We start from the raw sequence: 14,307 nt of genomic DNA on the forward strand, positions 1-14,307 counted from the left end.
AGAAAGGAAGCCACCACCATGACACGAACCGCGATCGTCGTCGGCGCCGGTCCCAATGGCCTTGCCGCGGCCGCCCGGTTGGCCGAACACGGGGTTCAGGTGACCGTTTACGAGCAAGCGGGAAAGGTCGGCGGGGCCGCGCGTTCGGCCGACACGCTGGGTCCGGGCACCACTGTCGACCTGGGTGCTGCCGCCCACCCCTTCGGCGTGGGAAGCCCCGCCTTCTTGCATCTTGGCCTGGAGAGGCACGGGCTGCGCTGGCTACGCCACCGCTATCCGATGGCCCACCCGCTGGATAACGGACGCAGCGCCGTGCTGCATCCCGACCTCGAGACGACTGCGGCAGAGCTTGGCGTTGACGCGGCCGCATGGCGGACGCTGCACCGCGCGGTGGCAGGCCACCCGCTCGAATCCCTGGAAAACGCCACCGGACCGCTGTTGCGCATCCCGCCGCATCCATTGCTCATGGCCGGCTTCGGGGCGCGGGCACTGTGGCCCGCCGATGGCCTGGCGCGCCTGGCCTTCCGAACCGAGGCCGCACGGGCCCTGTTTGCGGGTTCGGCGGCCCACTCGATGCTTCCACTCAACCACGTGTTCACCTCAGGCTTCGCAGTGCTCTTCGGCGGGCTGGGCCAGTCGTTGGGTTGGCCGGTGGCACGGGGCGGAACCAACGCGATCATCCACGCGCTGGTGCAGCAGCTGGCCCTGGACAACGTGGTCATCCACACCAACAGCCCGGTGGGCGACCTGCGCGAGCTGCCTGCCAGCGATGCAGTGTTGCTGGACTTGACACCGCGGCAGGTCCTGGAACTGGCAGGGACCGGGATCGGTGGACGCTACGCCTCCCACCTGCGACGCTGGAAGTACGGGCCGGGGGCCTTCAAGGTCGACTACCTGCTGGACGGGCCAGTCCCCTGGCGGGACGAACGCACATCGCACGCCGGGACAGTGCACGTGGGCGGTTCCCTGGCCGATGTGATTCAGGCCGAGCGGGATGTGGGCAGGGGCAAGGTTCCCGCGAGGCCCTTTGTCATGCTGGCCCAGCCTTCCGCGGCGGACGAATCCCGGGCGCCGGCGGGGCAACAAGTCATCTGGAGTTACGCCCACGTGCCAAATGGCTGCGACGCCGACGTCGGGCCGCTGGTTGACCGCCAAATCGAGCGTTTTGCCCCGGGTTTCGGGGACCGGGTCATCGGACGGGTCGAGACTCCGCCGCGTGCTCTGGAGGACTGGAACCCGAACCTGGTGGGCGGGGACATCGGCGGCGGCTCGTTGCGGGGAACCCAGCAAGTGCTGCGTCCGGCGCCCACGTTGCGGCCCTACCATACAGGGGCACCCGGGCTCTACATCTGTTCGTCCTCGACTCCCCCGGGCGGTGGCGTGCACGGCATGGCCGGCTGGCATGCGGCCGATGCCGTGCTGCGGGATCTGGGCATCGGCTGACGCATCCCCCTGGCCGTGGCCGTGGAACACTTACCGTCCCGGCGGCCTACGCATCAAAATGGGTGCCGATCGGCTGGTTGGTGGTGGAGGCGATGACCGCCTCCGCAACATGGCGCAGTTTGATGTTCCTGGAGCTGGAAGCCGACTTCAGGATCTCGACCGCCCGTTCCTGGCTGCACTTGTTCTGGCCCATGATGATGCCCACCGCCAGGTCAATGGTGGTTCGGGATTCCATGGCGAGCCTGAGGTTTTCTTCGTTGTCGCGGTGCCTGGCCAACCGAACGGCCAGGTTCAACAGTGCCGAGGCCTGCTCGGCGTAACCTTCCACCTGTGTCACGTCCTGTTGATCAAAGGCGTTCTTACTCATCGAGTAGATATTGATCGCAGCGGTGTCCTCGGAATCCAGGCTGAACGGAACGGCCAGCATGGATCGGACCCCTGCGGAGGAGATGGCCTCGAAGTACGCGGGCCAGCGGCCGTCTCGTTCAATGTCGTTGATCAGAATGGTCCGTTGCTCCTTGCACGCAGAGAGGCACGGTCCTTCGCCAAAGCTGTACTGGATCTCGTCGAGTTCCTGGGCCAAGGCGCTGTTGCTGGCCACCGTGCCCGCCCGCTTGTGCCGCCGCAGGGTAATGCCGCAATGGACCGGCTCTCCGGACTCGGACAAGGCCTGGGCACTGACATGTGTCAGCGCATTGAGAAATGATTCGAGATCATGGGTTTCAAGAAGGAGATCTCGCATGTATTCGTTTACGGCAATCATCGTTCAACCTTTCTAGCGGTGTCCCCCCACCGATCCAGGTTGAGGCTACCGCAGATTCAGAAAAGCACGGTACCAAACTGACGATCGTCTAAATCAGAGCGGGAATAACGATCTGTTTTCCCGTCACCATCAATCTAAAGACTACTTCCATTTCCCCCACAAACAATAGCTTCCTCGGCCGAGGCACGTCATTGCAGACACCGGTGCCCACCCGTGGCAAGCGGAGAACGGACATTGGTCATTCCAGGTTGCTTTCCCGGGCCCGGGCGAGCCCCAAAATTCGTTGGTCCTGCGCGTTGCAAAAACCAAGACCGCACTGCCGAATCGGTCTACGCTTAATCCATGACACGGAACCTGGAACTGGATTGGATTGATTCGCTGACCGCGCACGTGACCAACCGAACCGGTAGCCCGGTGTTTGACGTTGATCTCCGCACCACGGGAAAAGTCACGGTGGAGGGGGAAGCGGACTGGAGCTTCTCGGCCGAGCAATTGCCGGACGGGGAATTCATTGGCCTCAACCGGGTCAAGGACGACGTCGGTTGGGCAACCGCCCCACCCTTTCTGGAAATATCGTGGCGCAACGAGGACTCAACGGAGCAAAATTACCGGCGCGTGCCGCTGCACCACGCAAAGGAATAGGGCCGCGGCGGCTACACGTCCGCACTGGATCGGTGCCAGCCATGGGCGGGGCGGGAACCTAGGAGGATTCGGGCACAACTCCCGCCGGTTCCCTGCCATTCGTCCCGGGACTCGTCCGACAATGTGACATCACGATCCGAAGAGTGCCTCTTCTTGCGAAGCGTATTCGTCGAGCAGTCGCAGTGCCCTCTGCCCGGCTTTCCCTTCCTGGCCCAATGCCGCCCGCATGGTGGGCAACTTCTTGGCACCTTGCGGGAAGGGCGGCAGCAACGGCACCGAGGCATCGGTGTGGACATCGATGACCACCGGGCGGTCGGCCGACAACGCCTGGCTCCAGGCCCCGCCAAGATCCCCAGGATCCTTGACCTCGATCCCCCGCATGCCCAGAAGTTCCGAGTAGCCTGCGAAGGGAAAATGTGGCAGATGCTGTGTGGCACCGTAGCGCGGATCCCCTTCTGTTTCCCGTTGTTCCCACGTCACTTCCGCAAGATCGCCGTTGTTCAGGACGCACACCACAAACCGGGGATCCGTCCAGTCCTTCCAGCGCGCGGCCACGGTGATGAGTTCCGCCACTCCGCTCATCTGCATGCCGCCGTCACCGGCCAGCACCACCACTGGCCGCTCCGGATTCAACAGCTTTGCTGCAAGCCCATACGGAACCCCGCAACCCATCGAAGCCAATGTGCTGCAGAGGTGCGCTGGAACCGTCGGTGGCAGCACCAGCTGTCGGGCATACCAATATACGCAACTGCCCACGTCAAGAGCCACCTGCGCGTCGTCGGGAAAGACCGCGGAGAGCTCGCTGAAAACCCGTTCGGGGTTGACCGGATCTGCCGCTGTCAGGGCACGCTGCCGCGACAGGTCCCGCCAGGCAGACACCCGTTCGCGGACTTCGGTGCGCCAGGGTTCCCGTTCACCTTGGTCAGGGGCAAGGCGCCCGGCTAGGGCCTGCAGCGTTTGCGCCGCATCCCCCACGAGCGCCACCTCGACGGGGTAGCGATTGCCGGGCCGTTGGGCGGAAATGTCGATCTGCACTGCACGGGCGTTTCCCGGGGCCGGGTAGAACTCGGTCCAGGGATCGTTTGATCCCACGATCAGCAGCGAATCGCAGCGCCCCAGCAGTGCAGCGCTGGCGGAAGTGCCAAGGTGACCCATGACACCGGCGGCGTTCGGCAGCGTTTCATCGACATATGGTTTGCCCAGCAGGCTCGTAACAACCGCGGCACCGAGCCGTTCGGCCATTCCGGCCACCTCGGTACGGGCATTGCGGGCCCCTTGGCCCACTAACATCACGATGCGCTTGCCGGATCGAAGCAGGTCTGCAGCCGCGTCCAACTCGGCATCCCGCGGCAGCACCTGCGGGGACTCCCACACCGGTGCCGTGGCAATCTCGGCATGGTCACCCGATGGCTGCGACGCGGGCTGTTGCTGCACATTGTGGGGAATGATCACCACACACGGTGTGGATGTGGCCAGGGCCGTGCGGAAGGCGCGGTCCAATACACCGGAAACCTGCTCAGGCGTGGAAATTTGTTCGCAATACCCGGCCACGTCCTTGAAAAGCGCGGGGAGGTCGATTTCCTGTTGATACCCGGATCCCAGCGCCTTGAGGTCCTGCTGTCCGACGATGGCAACCACCGGAATGCCATCGAGCTTTGCGTCGTAGAGTCCGTTGAGCAAGTGGACTGCGCCGGGTCCCTGGGTGGAAACCATGACCCCGATGCCCGGCCCTCCGTCGAAATCGGCACCATACTGGCCCACCCCGTATTTGGAATGTGCCACGGCCATGAATGCGGCATTTTCCTCGTGGCGTGCCTGGACAAATTCGGGAGCGTTGTCATGACGGCGCAGCGCCCCCAGGAAGGTATTGATCCCGTCCCCGCTGTAGCCAAAGATTCGCCTGACGCCCCAGGCATTGAGCCTGTCAACCATCTCATCTGCCACCAGTCGTTCAGCCATGGGCATTCCTCCTTGCGTGTCGATTCGCTCCTGGACGCCGGCTTCCCAGGTGGCGCAGGCAGGATCGTTCCTTCAACAATCCGTGCCATCTCCTGCCTACCATGGACGTTGCAGGCGCCACAACGATTCGGCAGGCACACAGGAGGAAAGAGCAGCATCATGGTCCGGTACCGGCCGTGCCCTCGTAGGGAATCCTCCTTCGTGAAGCAGCCTTCCATCAACGACAATGCCCGCCCCGACAAACGTCGGGACGGGCATCGTCATGTCGACAACCAGCGGCTCGAGGCCGCGGTCACCAAGTGATTCAGCGTGCCTTAGCGGGCGACGGAACCTTCGGTGTAGTCATCGGTGGTCTTCCAGGAGAAGAGGTTACGCAGTTCGCGGCCGGTGGCCTCGATCGGGTGGGCCTCGCCCTTGGCGCGCAGTGCCAGGAACTCCGGCGCTCCGGCTTCCTGGTCTTCGATGAAGCGCTTGGCGAAGGCACCGTTCTGGATGTCGGCGAGAACGGCCTTCATGTTCTCCTTGACCTCCGGGGTGATCACGCGCGGGCCCGAAACGTAGTCGCCGTACTCGGCGGTGTCGGAAACGCTCCAGCGCTGCTTGGCAATGCCACCTTCCCACATCAGGTCAACGATGAGCTTGAGCTCGTGCAGGACCTCGAAGTAGGCGATTTCCGGCTTGTAGCCGGCTTCGGTCAGGGTCTCGAAGCCGTACTGGACCAGCTGCGATGCGCCACCGCAGAGGACAGCCTGCTCGCCGAAGAGGTCGGTCTCGGTCTCTTCGGTGAAGGTGGTCTCGATGACGCCGGCGCGGGTGCCGCCGATGGCCTTGGCGTAGGACAGTGCCAGTTCCTTGGCGCCGCCGGTGAAGTCCTGCTCGACGGCGATCAGGTCCGGGATGCCACGGCCGGCTTCGAACTCGCGGCGCACGGTGTGTCCCGGTGCCTTCGGGGCAACCAGGGCAACGTCGACGTCAGCCGGCGGGGCGATGTAGCCGTAGCGGATGTTGAAGCCGTGGCCGAAGAACAGGGCGTTGCCTGCCTGCAGGTTCGGTGCGATTTCCTCGGCGTAGACGAAGCGCTGGACCTGGTCCGGGGTGAGGATCATGATGACGTCGGCTTCGGCTGCTGCCTCGGCAACGGAGACCACGCGCAGGCCCTCGGCCTCGGCCTTGGCGATCGACTTGGAGCCGGCCTTCAGGCCGACGCGGACGTCAACGCCGGAGTCGCGGAGGTTCAGTGCGTGGGCGTGGCCCTGGGAACCATAGCCGATGATGGCGACGGTGCGTCCCTGGATGATCGAAAGGTCTGCATCATCGTCGTAGAACATTTCAGTCACTGTGGTTTCTCCTTGGTATCAGTGTGAAGATTATTGCGTTTTAGGCAGAGACGGAACGCAGGGCGCGGTCCGACATCGATTTGGAGCCGCGTCCGACGGCAAGGGTGCCCGCCTGGACGATCTCGCGGATGCCGAACGGTTCAAGCACAGCGAGCAGTGCGTTGATCTTTTCGGCGTTGCCGGTGGCCTCAATGATGAGTGAATCGGTGGACACGTCCACCACGGAGGCACGGAAGAGGTCTGCGGCCTGGGTAACCTGCAGTCGGGTGGCCGCATCGGCTCGCACCTTGACCAGGATATGGTCACGCTGCACCGAAGCCTCGGGCATCAGCTCAACGATCTTGATGACGTTGATGAGTTTGTTGAGTTGCTTGGTGACCTGCTCGAGCAGGTCGCCTTCGGCGTCGACGACCACGGTGATCCGGGAAATTCCCTTGATCTCCGTGGGGCCCACTGCCAGCGAGTGGATGTTGAACGCGCGGCGGGCAAAAAGACTTGCCACGCGGGTCAATACGCCCGGTACGTCCTCGACGAGCACGGAAAGAGTGTGACGTGCCATGGGTTTCTAGTCCTCTTCTTCCCACTCGGGCGTCATGCCGCGAGCAATCTGGATCTGGTCGTTGCTCACGCCGGAGGGCACCATGGGCCAGACCATGGAATCGCGGGAGACCACGAAGTCGATGATCACCGGGCGGTCATTGATTTCCAATGCCTGCTTGATGGTCGCGTCGATGTCCTCGTCGCGTTCGCAACGCAGCCCCACGCAACCATAGGCGTCGGCGAGCTTGACGAAGTCCGGGACTCGCGCGGTGCCGTGGCCGGTGTTCAGGTCGGTGTTGGAGTAGCGGGAATCGTAGAACAGGGTCTGCCACTGGCGGACCATGCCCAGCGACGAGTTGTTGATGATCGCGACCTTGATCGGGATGTTGTTGATGACGCAGGTCGCAAGTTCCTGGTTGGTCATCTGGAAGCAGCCGTCGCCGTCAATGGCCCAGACCACGCGGTCGGGGTTGCCGACCTTCGCGCCCATGGCCGCCGGAACGGAGTAGCCCATGGTGCCCAGACCCCCCGAGTTCAGCCAGGCATGCGGGCGCTCGTACTTGATGAACTGCGCCGCCCACATCTGGTGCTGTCCCACGCCCGCGACGTACACGGCCTCCGGGCCGGTCAGTTCGCCGATGCGCTGGATCACGTTCTGCGGCGCCGAGAGACCGTCGTTGGTTTCGGTGAAGCCGATCGGGTAGGTCTCGCGCAGCCGGCCGATGGTGTTCCACCAGGTCGACAGGTCCGGGGCGCCGGCATCGGCGAAGAGCGTGCGGCAGGCCTCGGTGAGCTCCGGGATGATTTCCTTGACCGAACCGACGATCGGGATGTCGGCGGTGCGGTTCTTGGAGATTTCCGCCGGGTCGATGTCAGCGTGGATGACCTTGGCATTGGGGGCAAAGGTGTGCAGCACCCCGGTGACGCGGTCATCGAAGCGGGCGCCCAGGGTGATCAAGAGGTCCGACTGCTGCAGCGCGGTGACGGCGGAGACCGAGCCGTGCATGCCGGGCATGCCCACATGCAGCTCGTGGGAATCCGGGAAGGCTCCGCGGGCCTGCAGGGTGGTGACCACCGGGGCGCCGACCAGCTCGGCAAATTCCTTGAGCTCCGCCGAGGCGTGTCCCTTGATCACGCCGCCGCCGACGTAGAACACCGGGCGGGAGGAGGCGGCAATGAGCTTGGCCGCCTCGCGGACCTGCTTGTTGTGCCCGCGCACCACGGTCTTGTAGCCGGGCAGGTCGATCTTCGGCGGCCAGGAGAACATCGCCTTGGACTGCTGGGCGTCCTTGGTGATGTCCACCAGCACGGGGCCGGGACGGCCCGTGGCGGCGATGTGGAAGGCGGAGGCCAGGATCCGCGGGATGTCCTCGGCCTTGGTGACCAGGAAGGAGTGCTTGGTGATGGGCATGGTGATGCCCACGATGTCGGCTTCCTGGAAGGCGTCGGAGCCGATGAAGGCGCTGTGCACCTGCCCGGTGATGGCAACCATGGGGACCGAGTCCATGTGCGCGTCGGCAATGGCGGTGACCAGGTTGGTGGCCCCGGGGCCGGAGGTGGCGATGCACACCCCGACTTCGCCGGTGACCATGGCGTAGCCCTGGGCCGCGTGGCCCGAGCCCTGTTCGTGGCGGACCAGGATGTGGTTTATCTTGGTCGAGTCCATGAGCGAGTCGTAGGTGGGCATGATGGCCCCGCCCGGCAACCCAAAGACGTCCTTGACGCCCAATTCTTCCAGTGAGCGAACAATGGCTTGTGAGCCAAGCATCTCGGTGGGAGCAATGATGTTGTTCGGGCCCTGTACCAGGCTCGATGCTTCCACGACGGAAGAGACAGCGGCATCCTTGCTACGGTTGGCGGGTTTGGCCGGCAGCGAGGGGCTGGCGGTGGTTCCGTTACTCATGGGGATATATCCTTCTCTATCTCTTCTAACCCTGCACATAAAAAAACCCCAAAGGCACCTTGCGGCGAATGGGGTTTGCGCGTCACCGAAGCCCTCCATGTTTCGGAGGGGCCCAAGCTCAGCGCTTGATAACTAGTAGTACTTCGGTGCGGATATGCATGTGTCCAGTTTGGTCGCCGCCAAAGCCAGAGTCAAACGCCCACGCCCACAATCTCACTATTTGAGACTGTTGTCCGAAGGGTGGACGCTTTGGTGGCGTCCGCCCTTCGGTTCAGGCTATGTCCTAGCCACAGTATGCCCCGGTCGAAGCGGACTTGACCAACTTGGCGTACTTGGCCAGTACACCGGTGGTGAACTTGGCCGGAAGCGGCTCCCAGCCGACCTTGCGCTCCTCGAGCTCCGTCGGCTCGACCAACAGGTCGAAGGAGCGGGCGGCGATGTCGACGCGGATCTTGTCGCCGTCCTTGACGAACGCGATCGGGCCGCCGTCAACGGCCTCGGGTGCCACGTGGCCGATGCACAGGCCGGTGGTGCCGCCGGAGAAGCGGCCGTCGGTGAGCAGCAGGACGTCCTTGCCCAGGCCGGCGCCCTTGATGGCTCCGGTGATGGCAAGCATCTCGCGCATGCCGGGGCCGCCCTTGGGGCCTTCGTAGCGGATGACCACGACGTCGCCGGCGTGGATCTCGCCGGCATCAAGCGCAGCCAGGGCGCCCTGCTCGCGGTCGAAGACCCGTGCGGTGCCCTCGAAGACGTCGGCGTCGAAGCCAGCTGACTTCACGACGGCCCCCTCGGGTGCCATGGTGCCGTGCAGCACGGTGATGCCACCGGTCTTGTGGATCGGGTTGTCCAGCGCGCGCAGGATCTTGCCGTCGACATCCGGCGGGTTGATCGCCTCGAGGTTCTCGGCAACGGTCTTGCCGGTGACGGTGAGGCAGTCCCCGTGCAGCAGGCCGGCGTCCAGCAGGGCCTTCATGATCACCGGCACGCCACCGATCTTGTCCACGTCGGTCATGACGTAGCGGCCGAAGGGCTTCAGGTCTCCCAGGTGCGGGATCTTGTCGCCGATGCGGTTGAAGTCAGCCAGGGTCAAGTCCACCTCGGCCTCGCGGGCGATGGCCAGCAGGTGCAGCACTGCGTTGGTGGAACCGCCGAAGGCCATGGTCACGGCGATCGCGTTCTCGAAGGCCTTCTTGGTCATGATGTCGCGGGCGGTGATGCCCTTGCGCAGCAGGTTCACCACGGCCTCGCCGGAGGCGCGGGCGAAAGCATCGCGGCGGCGGTCAGCCGAGGGCGGGGCGGCGGAGCCCGGAAGGCTCATGCCCAGGGCTTCGCCGATGCAGGCCATGGTGTTGGCGGTGTACATGCCGCCACAGGCACCTTCGCCGGGGCAGATCGCCTTTTCGATGCGGGTGAGGTCCTCGAGGCTCATCTTGCCGGCGGCGCAGGCACCCACGGCTTCGAAGGCGTCAATCAGTGTGACTTCCTTTTCGGATCCGTCTTCCAGCTTGACCCAGCCGGGCATGATCGATCCGGCATAGAGGAACACCGAGGCCAGGTCCAGGCGGGCAGCTGCCATGAGCATGCCGGGGAGGGACTTGTCGCAACCGGCCAACAGCACCGAGCCGTCGATGCGCTCGGCCTGCATGACAACCTCGACGGAGTCGGCGATGACCTCGCGGGAAACCAGCGAGAAGTGCATGCCCTCGTGGCCCATGGAAATGCCGTCGGACACGGAGATGGTGCCGAACTGCATCGGGAATCCGCCACCGGCGTGGACGCCCTCCTTGGCGCCGGCGGCCAAGCGGTTCAGCGAAAGGTTGCAGGGCGTGATTTCGTTCCACGAGCTCGCGACGCCGATCTGCGGCTTGGCGAAATCGTCATCCCCCATGCCGACGGCGCGGAACATGCCACGGGCCGGTGCTGCATGGATGCCGTCGGTCACGACGCGGCTGCGAGGCTTGATATCTGGGGCAGTGTCCTGGCTCATGCCCTTGATTGTATGGCTGAGAGGCACCGAGGCCGAACCCGTGACGGTGCACCGACATAATTCGCCGTGCGTAAACGGGACATGTGTTCGAAACCTCCATTGGATAGGGTGGAAGACATGGAGACACTCAATGTTGGATCCGACGACGTCCTCAAGCAGCTCTTGCACGAGGCTTTCGACACCCAGATCCCCAACTTCGGCAGCTACAACCTGGTGGCTGCCGTGGGCAGCTCCGGATCCGCGGGGCTGAAGGTGATCGGCTTCCGCCGCGAGCCGGCCGAACTCATTCTTTGCCCGCTGAATCCCGAAAACCTGCAGCCTACTGAGCGCGCGATATCGGTCAACAACACCAACGTCTCCCACGTGGCATTGGTCCTCGACGGCGGCTACGAGGTCGGCACCAGCACCGGACGCGTCTACCGCTTCAATGTCCCGGCCCGGCTGTCCCTGAATATCCCCGCGGTCGGGCACGAAGGCACGCGACAGCCGACTTCCGGCATCCTCGCCCAGGACGACGACGCGCAAGAATTCGCCGAATTCATGAATGCGTTCATGGACAGTCTCGATCCCGCGATCACTCCGTAGGTCTGGCCCGCGGCCCGGAACTCAAGGGACCCGTTAATCGCCTCGTTAGAACTGTTCCCCCTCCGGGGCATCCGGCGGCAGGGGCCGGCCAAGGGCGTCAAGACCTCCGGCTTCCTGTCCTGCGGCATCGGTGGGTTCCTCAACCCGTGCACCAGCAGGAGTTTCCAGGTCTTCCTGCGCCGCCGCCCGGTCCTCCTCATTCAACGGAAGCGCATCTTGGGCACGCGCCTCGTTGCCGACCAAGGCGTCCGCTGCGCGATGTTCATCGCGCAGCGGGTCCATGGTGTCGAGGGTTCGCGGATCGTCGGAGGAGCCTTCCTGCACCGGCTGTCCGTCCCGGCCGTCCATGGGGTTTCCTTCTGCTTCTTCATCGCGGCCCGGTTCGCGTTCGGGGGTATTCAAAGACATGGTGAACTCCTCGTGCTGGGTAATGGCTGATTCCTGATACGAAAGGCCACGGGGCCTGCCGCGGGCCCGCGAGGCCGGGTTACATGGGTTCGTTGGTTGTCCCGCCCCTGGGGTTGTCGAGCATGCCGGGTCCCTTCAACGCCCGGTATAGGCCGTATCCGGCCATCCCCAGGCCAATGAGGACGCCAATCCACATGGGGGTGTTAAGGCCCTCGCCAGGTTGCTTGCCCGCGATGATGAACAATCCAAAGACAATCACCAAGAGGACACCGGTGACCATGAGTGGGGCTCCCCTCCTTTGGAAGAAGGACTTCTTGCTGGGTTGTCCCGGCTGGGTGCTCATGTCATGCTCCGTTCCTGTTCAGTGCTTCCAATGATTCGACTACTTGGTGCCATGCCCCTGGACTTGCTTGGCCAGATGCCCCTCGTGGGCAGCAAGTAGGGATTCGGTGGTGATGATGTGTTGGCGGTACTCGGCTTGAAGCAGCCCCAAGGTGGATTTTTCGAAATCGGGATCGGATGAGGCAATGGCATCGGAAACCAACCAGACGCGAAGATCGTCGGCATAGGCATCCGCCGCGGTCGAAGCAATACATGTATGGGACGAGACGCCAGTCACAATGACGTACTCCACTCCACGCCGTCCCAGTTGCTCACTCAGGTCGGTCCGCCAAAAGGCGCTGTCTCGTCGCTTGAGGATCTCCTGGGAATCCTCGACATCGAGTCCCTTCAGGTTTTGCGCCTGTTCACTGCCCTCAAACAAAAAACCCTGGTCGTCATCGAGCATGCTCAGTGTCCAGGTGGTTTTGTCCCGCGCATGTTCGGTCCTGATATTGAAGATGGGCATCCCCGTCGAACGCGCGAGCCGTGAGAGTTCGTTGCAATTTCGCACCAAGGACTCGCGGTGCCGGGCCAGCATCGGGTCTTCGAAGAAGGCGTTCTGCATGTCGACGATGAGCAGGGCTGTTCGCTCGGAAAGCGGCGGAAATTCTTGCACTGGCACTCCCATCCTCGGTGGTTCCGGGGTTTTGGACCTTGCGTCTACCGTAGGCCGGGCATTTGGTGCGCGCAACGTTTCCGACAGGTTGGGCAGCTTTGGCGAGCGTGCCGCCTACCCGTTACCCAACCACCACCGAGTCTCGCGGGACGGCTAGTCCGCGCAAAACACAGGACAGACGAGGAATTGCTTGGGGTAATTTTCGGAGCAATTAGACAATTACCGAAGAAATGTCGTTGCGCGTGGATTATGCAAACGGCATCCAGCCGGTCTTGGAATTGCTTGGGGAGCGGTGCTTCGGAAGAAAGAAGCATGACTGGATCCACGCTGGTGCCCGGTGCCCGGATCAAGCGTCGACCGATCCGGGGATTCCGATTTTCAGGGGTTGCATTTAGCTTCCTATCTGCACTTTCCTCGTTGTAGGGTCAAAGAGTGCATCGCCACAATGATGCTGAAACTGGACCTTCATCCGAAAAGGAGAAAAGTTATGGGTTTCATTGGTTGGATAGTTCTAGGGCTGATTGCCGGAGCCATTGCAAAGGCAATTAAACCGGGTGACCAAGGTGGCGGCTGGCTCACCACCTTGCTTCTTGGAATCGTCGGCGCCGTTCTTGGCGGCTGGATCGGTTCGGCAATCTTCGGTGTTGGGATCAACGAATTCTGGTCCCTCTCCACTTGGTTGCTGGCCATCGGCGGAGCGTTGCTTGTCCTGATCATTTGGGGCCTTCTGACGCGCAAAAGAGCCTAACCGCTGCACATTGGGGTTGCCTCGGCCAATGCCGGGGCAACCCCTTCCTCATGATCCCGAGTCCCTGTGCCAAGTCCAAGGCCCCGCGATGGCATTCTGCCGCTGGGGATATCCCGCGATTCCCCGCCGGGGCGGTCATTTCAGCCGACTTCGCCGAAGCCCGCGTTCGCCACGCCGGGGCGCTGTTCCCTTTACGCAGATCGCCAGAAGCCATACGCTCGCGTCATGAAGACTCAATTTACGTTGTGGCTTGGAATGATTCTTAGCGGGCTGACATTGATGGCCATCGTCAGTTTTTCCGGGAGGTGATATTTGGTGTCAAAGGCAATCAGAAACCAAGCCCTCGGGATCGGTTTCGCTATTCTTTTCATCGGCGCCCTCATAGGTCAGTCTTTTGCGGGGCTTGCGGTGTACAACGACGACCAAACACTTCATGGGTCTTCCCCCGTTGGGTACTGGGACTTCGTCACCTCAAGCAATTTCGTCGTTGACGTCGCGGAAAACTGGCAATCGGAGTACCTGCAGTTTTTCCTCTTCATACTGGCGACCGTGTGGCTTGTCCAGCGCGGGTCCCCGGAATCCAAAAAGCCAGGCGATGAGGGACTTGACAGCGACGAGAACCAAATGGTGGGCCGTTTCGCCAAACCCAATTCCCCCAAGTGGGCAAAGGACAACGGCTGGCGGCGACACGTCTACTCCAATTCCCTGCTCTTGGTCATGGGAACGGTCTTCCTGCTTTCATGGTGGCTGCAGTCAGTCGCCGGAACCGTGGTTTTCAACGCTGACCAGGTGTCCCATGGGCAGCCGGAAGTCGGATGGATCGAATACGCCACAAGCGCCGATTTCTGGGACCGGACGCTGCAGAACTGGCAATCCGAATTCCTCGCAGTCGGAAGCATGGTTTCCCTCTCCATCTACCTGCGACAGCGCGGTTCGGCTGAGTCCAAGCCTGTGGGCACCCCACATGACGAATCCGCCACCGAAGGGGAATGACA

General features: G+C 62.9%; 14 protein-coding genes. 5 read left to right on the forward strand and 9 right to left on the reverse strand.

Annotated elements, in window-relative coordinates; translation table 11 throughout:
• Positions 1-18 precede the first annotated feature (18 nt).
• Complete coding sequence (locus ABD687_RS04530; RefSeq protein WP_310293187.1) at positions 19-1,443, forward strand: phytoene desaturase family protein; 1,425 nt, start codon at positions 19-21, stop codon at positions 1,441-1,443.
• 46 nt (positions 1,444-1,489) lie between these two features.
• Here ABD687_RS04530 and ABD687_RS04535 read toward each other — a convergent pair whose 3' ends face one another.
• A complete protein-coding gene (locus ABD687_RS04535) occupies positions 1,490-2,206 on the reverse strand; it encodes a GAF and ANTAR domain-containing protein (protein WP_310293185.1) in 717 nt (238 codons plus the stop codon).
• A gap of 342 nt (positions 2,207-2,548) precedes the next feature.
• Here ABD687_RS04535 and ABD687_RS04540 point away from each other — a divergent pair, with 342 nt between their 5' ends.
• The gene (locus ABD687_RS04540; RefSeq protein WP_302265847.1) at positions 2,549-2,848 is read left to right on the forward strand and encodes a hypothetical protein; all 300 of its coding nucleotides are present in this window, start codon (positions 2,549-2,551) and stop codon (positions 2,846-2,848) included.
• Between the two features lie 129 nt (positions 2,849-2,977).
• Here the strand turns inward: ABD687_RS04540 and ABD687_RS04545 are convergent, their stop codons facing one another.
• From ABD687_RS04545 to ilvD, 5 genes are all read right to left on the reverse strand, one after another.
• Complete coding sequence (locus ABD687_RS04545; RefSeq protein WP_310293181.1) at positions 2,978-4,807, reverse strand: thiamine pyrophosphate-requiring protein; 1,830 nt, start codon at positions 4,805-4,807, stop codon at positions 2,978-2,980.
• Positions 4,808-5,121: 314 nt separating this feature from the next.
• Positions 5,122-6,144 carry a ketol-acid reductoisomerase gene (ilvC, locus tag ABD687_RS04550; RefSeq protein WP_310293180.1) on the reverse strand — a complete coding sequence of 341 codons (1,023 nt, stop codon included), beginning with the start codon at positions 6,142-6,144 and terminating at the stop codon, positions 5,122-5,124.
• A 40-nt stretch (positions 6,145-6,184) separates the two neighbouring features.
• Positions 6,185-6,703: an acetolactate synthase small subunit gene (ilvN, locus tag ABD687_RS04555; protein WP_264269403.1), complete on the reverse strand. Its 519-nt coding sequence runs from the start codon at positions 6,701-6,703 to the stop codon at positions 6,185-6,187.
• 6 nt (positions 6,704-6,709) lie between these two features.
• A complete protein-coding gene (locus tag ABD687_RS04560) occupies positions 6,710-8,587 on the reverse strand; it encodes an acetolactate synthase large subunit (protein ID WP_310293179.1) in 1,878 nt (625 codons plus the stop codon).
• Positions 8,588-8,870: 283 nt separating this feature from the next.
• Complete coding sequence (gene ilvD, locus ABD687_RS04565; protein WP_264269401.1) at positions 8,871-10,574, reverse strand: dihydroxy-acid dehydratase; 1,704 nt, start codon at positions 10,572-10,574, stop codon at positions 8,871-8,873.
• 117 nt (positions 10,575-10,691) lie between these two features.
• Between ilvD and ABD687_RS04570 the strand changes: the two genes are divergently transcribed.
• Complete coding sequence (locus tag ABD687_RS04570) at positions 10,692-11,159, forward strand: hypothetical protein (protein ID WP_264269400.1); 468 nt, start codon at positions 10,692-10,694, stop codon at positions 11,157-11,159.
• A gap of 45 nt (positions 11,160-11,204) precedes the next feature.
• Here ABD687_RS04570 and ABD687_RS04575 read toward each other — a convergent pair whose 3' ends face one another.
• The 3 genes from ABD687_RS04575 to ABD687_RS04585 all read right to left on the reverse strand — a co-directional run bounded on the left by ABD687_RS04575 (position 11,205) and on the right by ABD687_RS04585 (position 12,564).
• Entirely contained in the window at positions 11,205-11,567 is a 363-nt protein-coding gene (locus ABD687_RS04575) for a hypothetical protein (RefSeq protein ID WP_310293178.1), read from the reverse strand.
• A gap of 79 nt (positions 11,568-11,646) precedes the next feature.
• Positions 11,647-11,910: a hypothetical protein gene (locus ABD687_RS04580; RefSeq protein WP_264269398.1), complete on the reverse strand. Its 264-nt coding sequence runs from the start codon at positions 11,908-11,910 to the stop codon at positions 11,647-11,649.
• Between the two features lie 39 nt (positions 11,911-11,949).
• On the reverse strand, positions 11,950-12,564 hold the full coding sequence (locus tag ABD687_RS04585) for a cysteine hydrolase family protein (RefSeq protein ID WP_310293176.1): 615 nt from the start codon (positions 12,562-12,564) through the stop codon (positions 11,950-11,952).
• Between the two features lie 487 nt (positions 12,565-13,051).
• Between ABD687_RS04585 and ABD687_RS04590 the strand changes: the two genes are divergently transcribed.
• On the forward strand, positions 13,052-13,312 hold the full coding sequence (locus ABD687_RS04590; protein WP_264269442.1) for a GlsB/YeaQ/YmgE family stress response membrane protein: 261 nt from the start codon (positions 13,052-13,054) through the stop codon (positions 13,310-13,312).
• Between the two features lie 315 nt (positions 13,313-13,627).
• Positions 13,628-14,305 (forward strand): DUF6766 family protein, encoded by a 678-nt coding sequence (locus ABD687_RS04595; RefSeq protein ID WP_310293174.1) that lies wholly within the window; start codon positions 13,628-13,630, stop codon positions 14,303-14,305.
• Positions 14,306-14,307: the final 2 nt, after the last annotated feature.

It is taken from the genome of Paeniglutamicibacter sulfureus (assembly GCF_039535115.1).
In the GTDB taxonomy this organism is placed as follows: domain Bacteria; phylum Actinomycetota; class Actinomycetes; order Actinomycetales; family Micrococcaceae; genus Paeniglutamicibacter; species Paeniglutamicibacter sulfureus.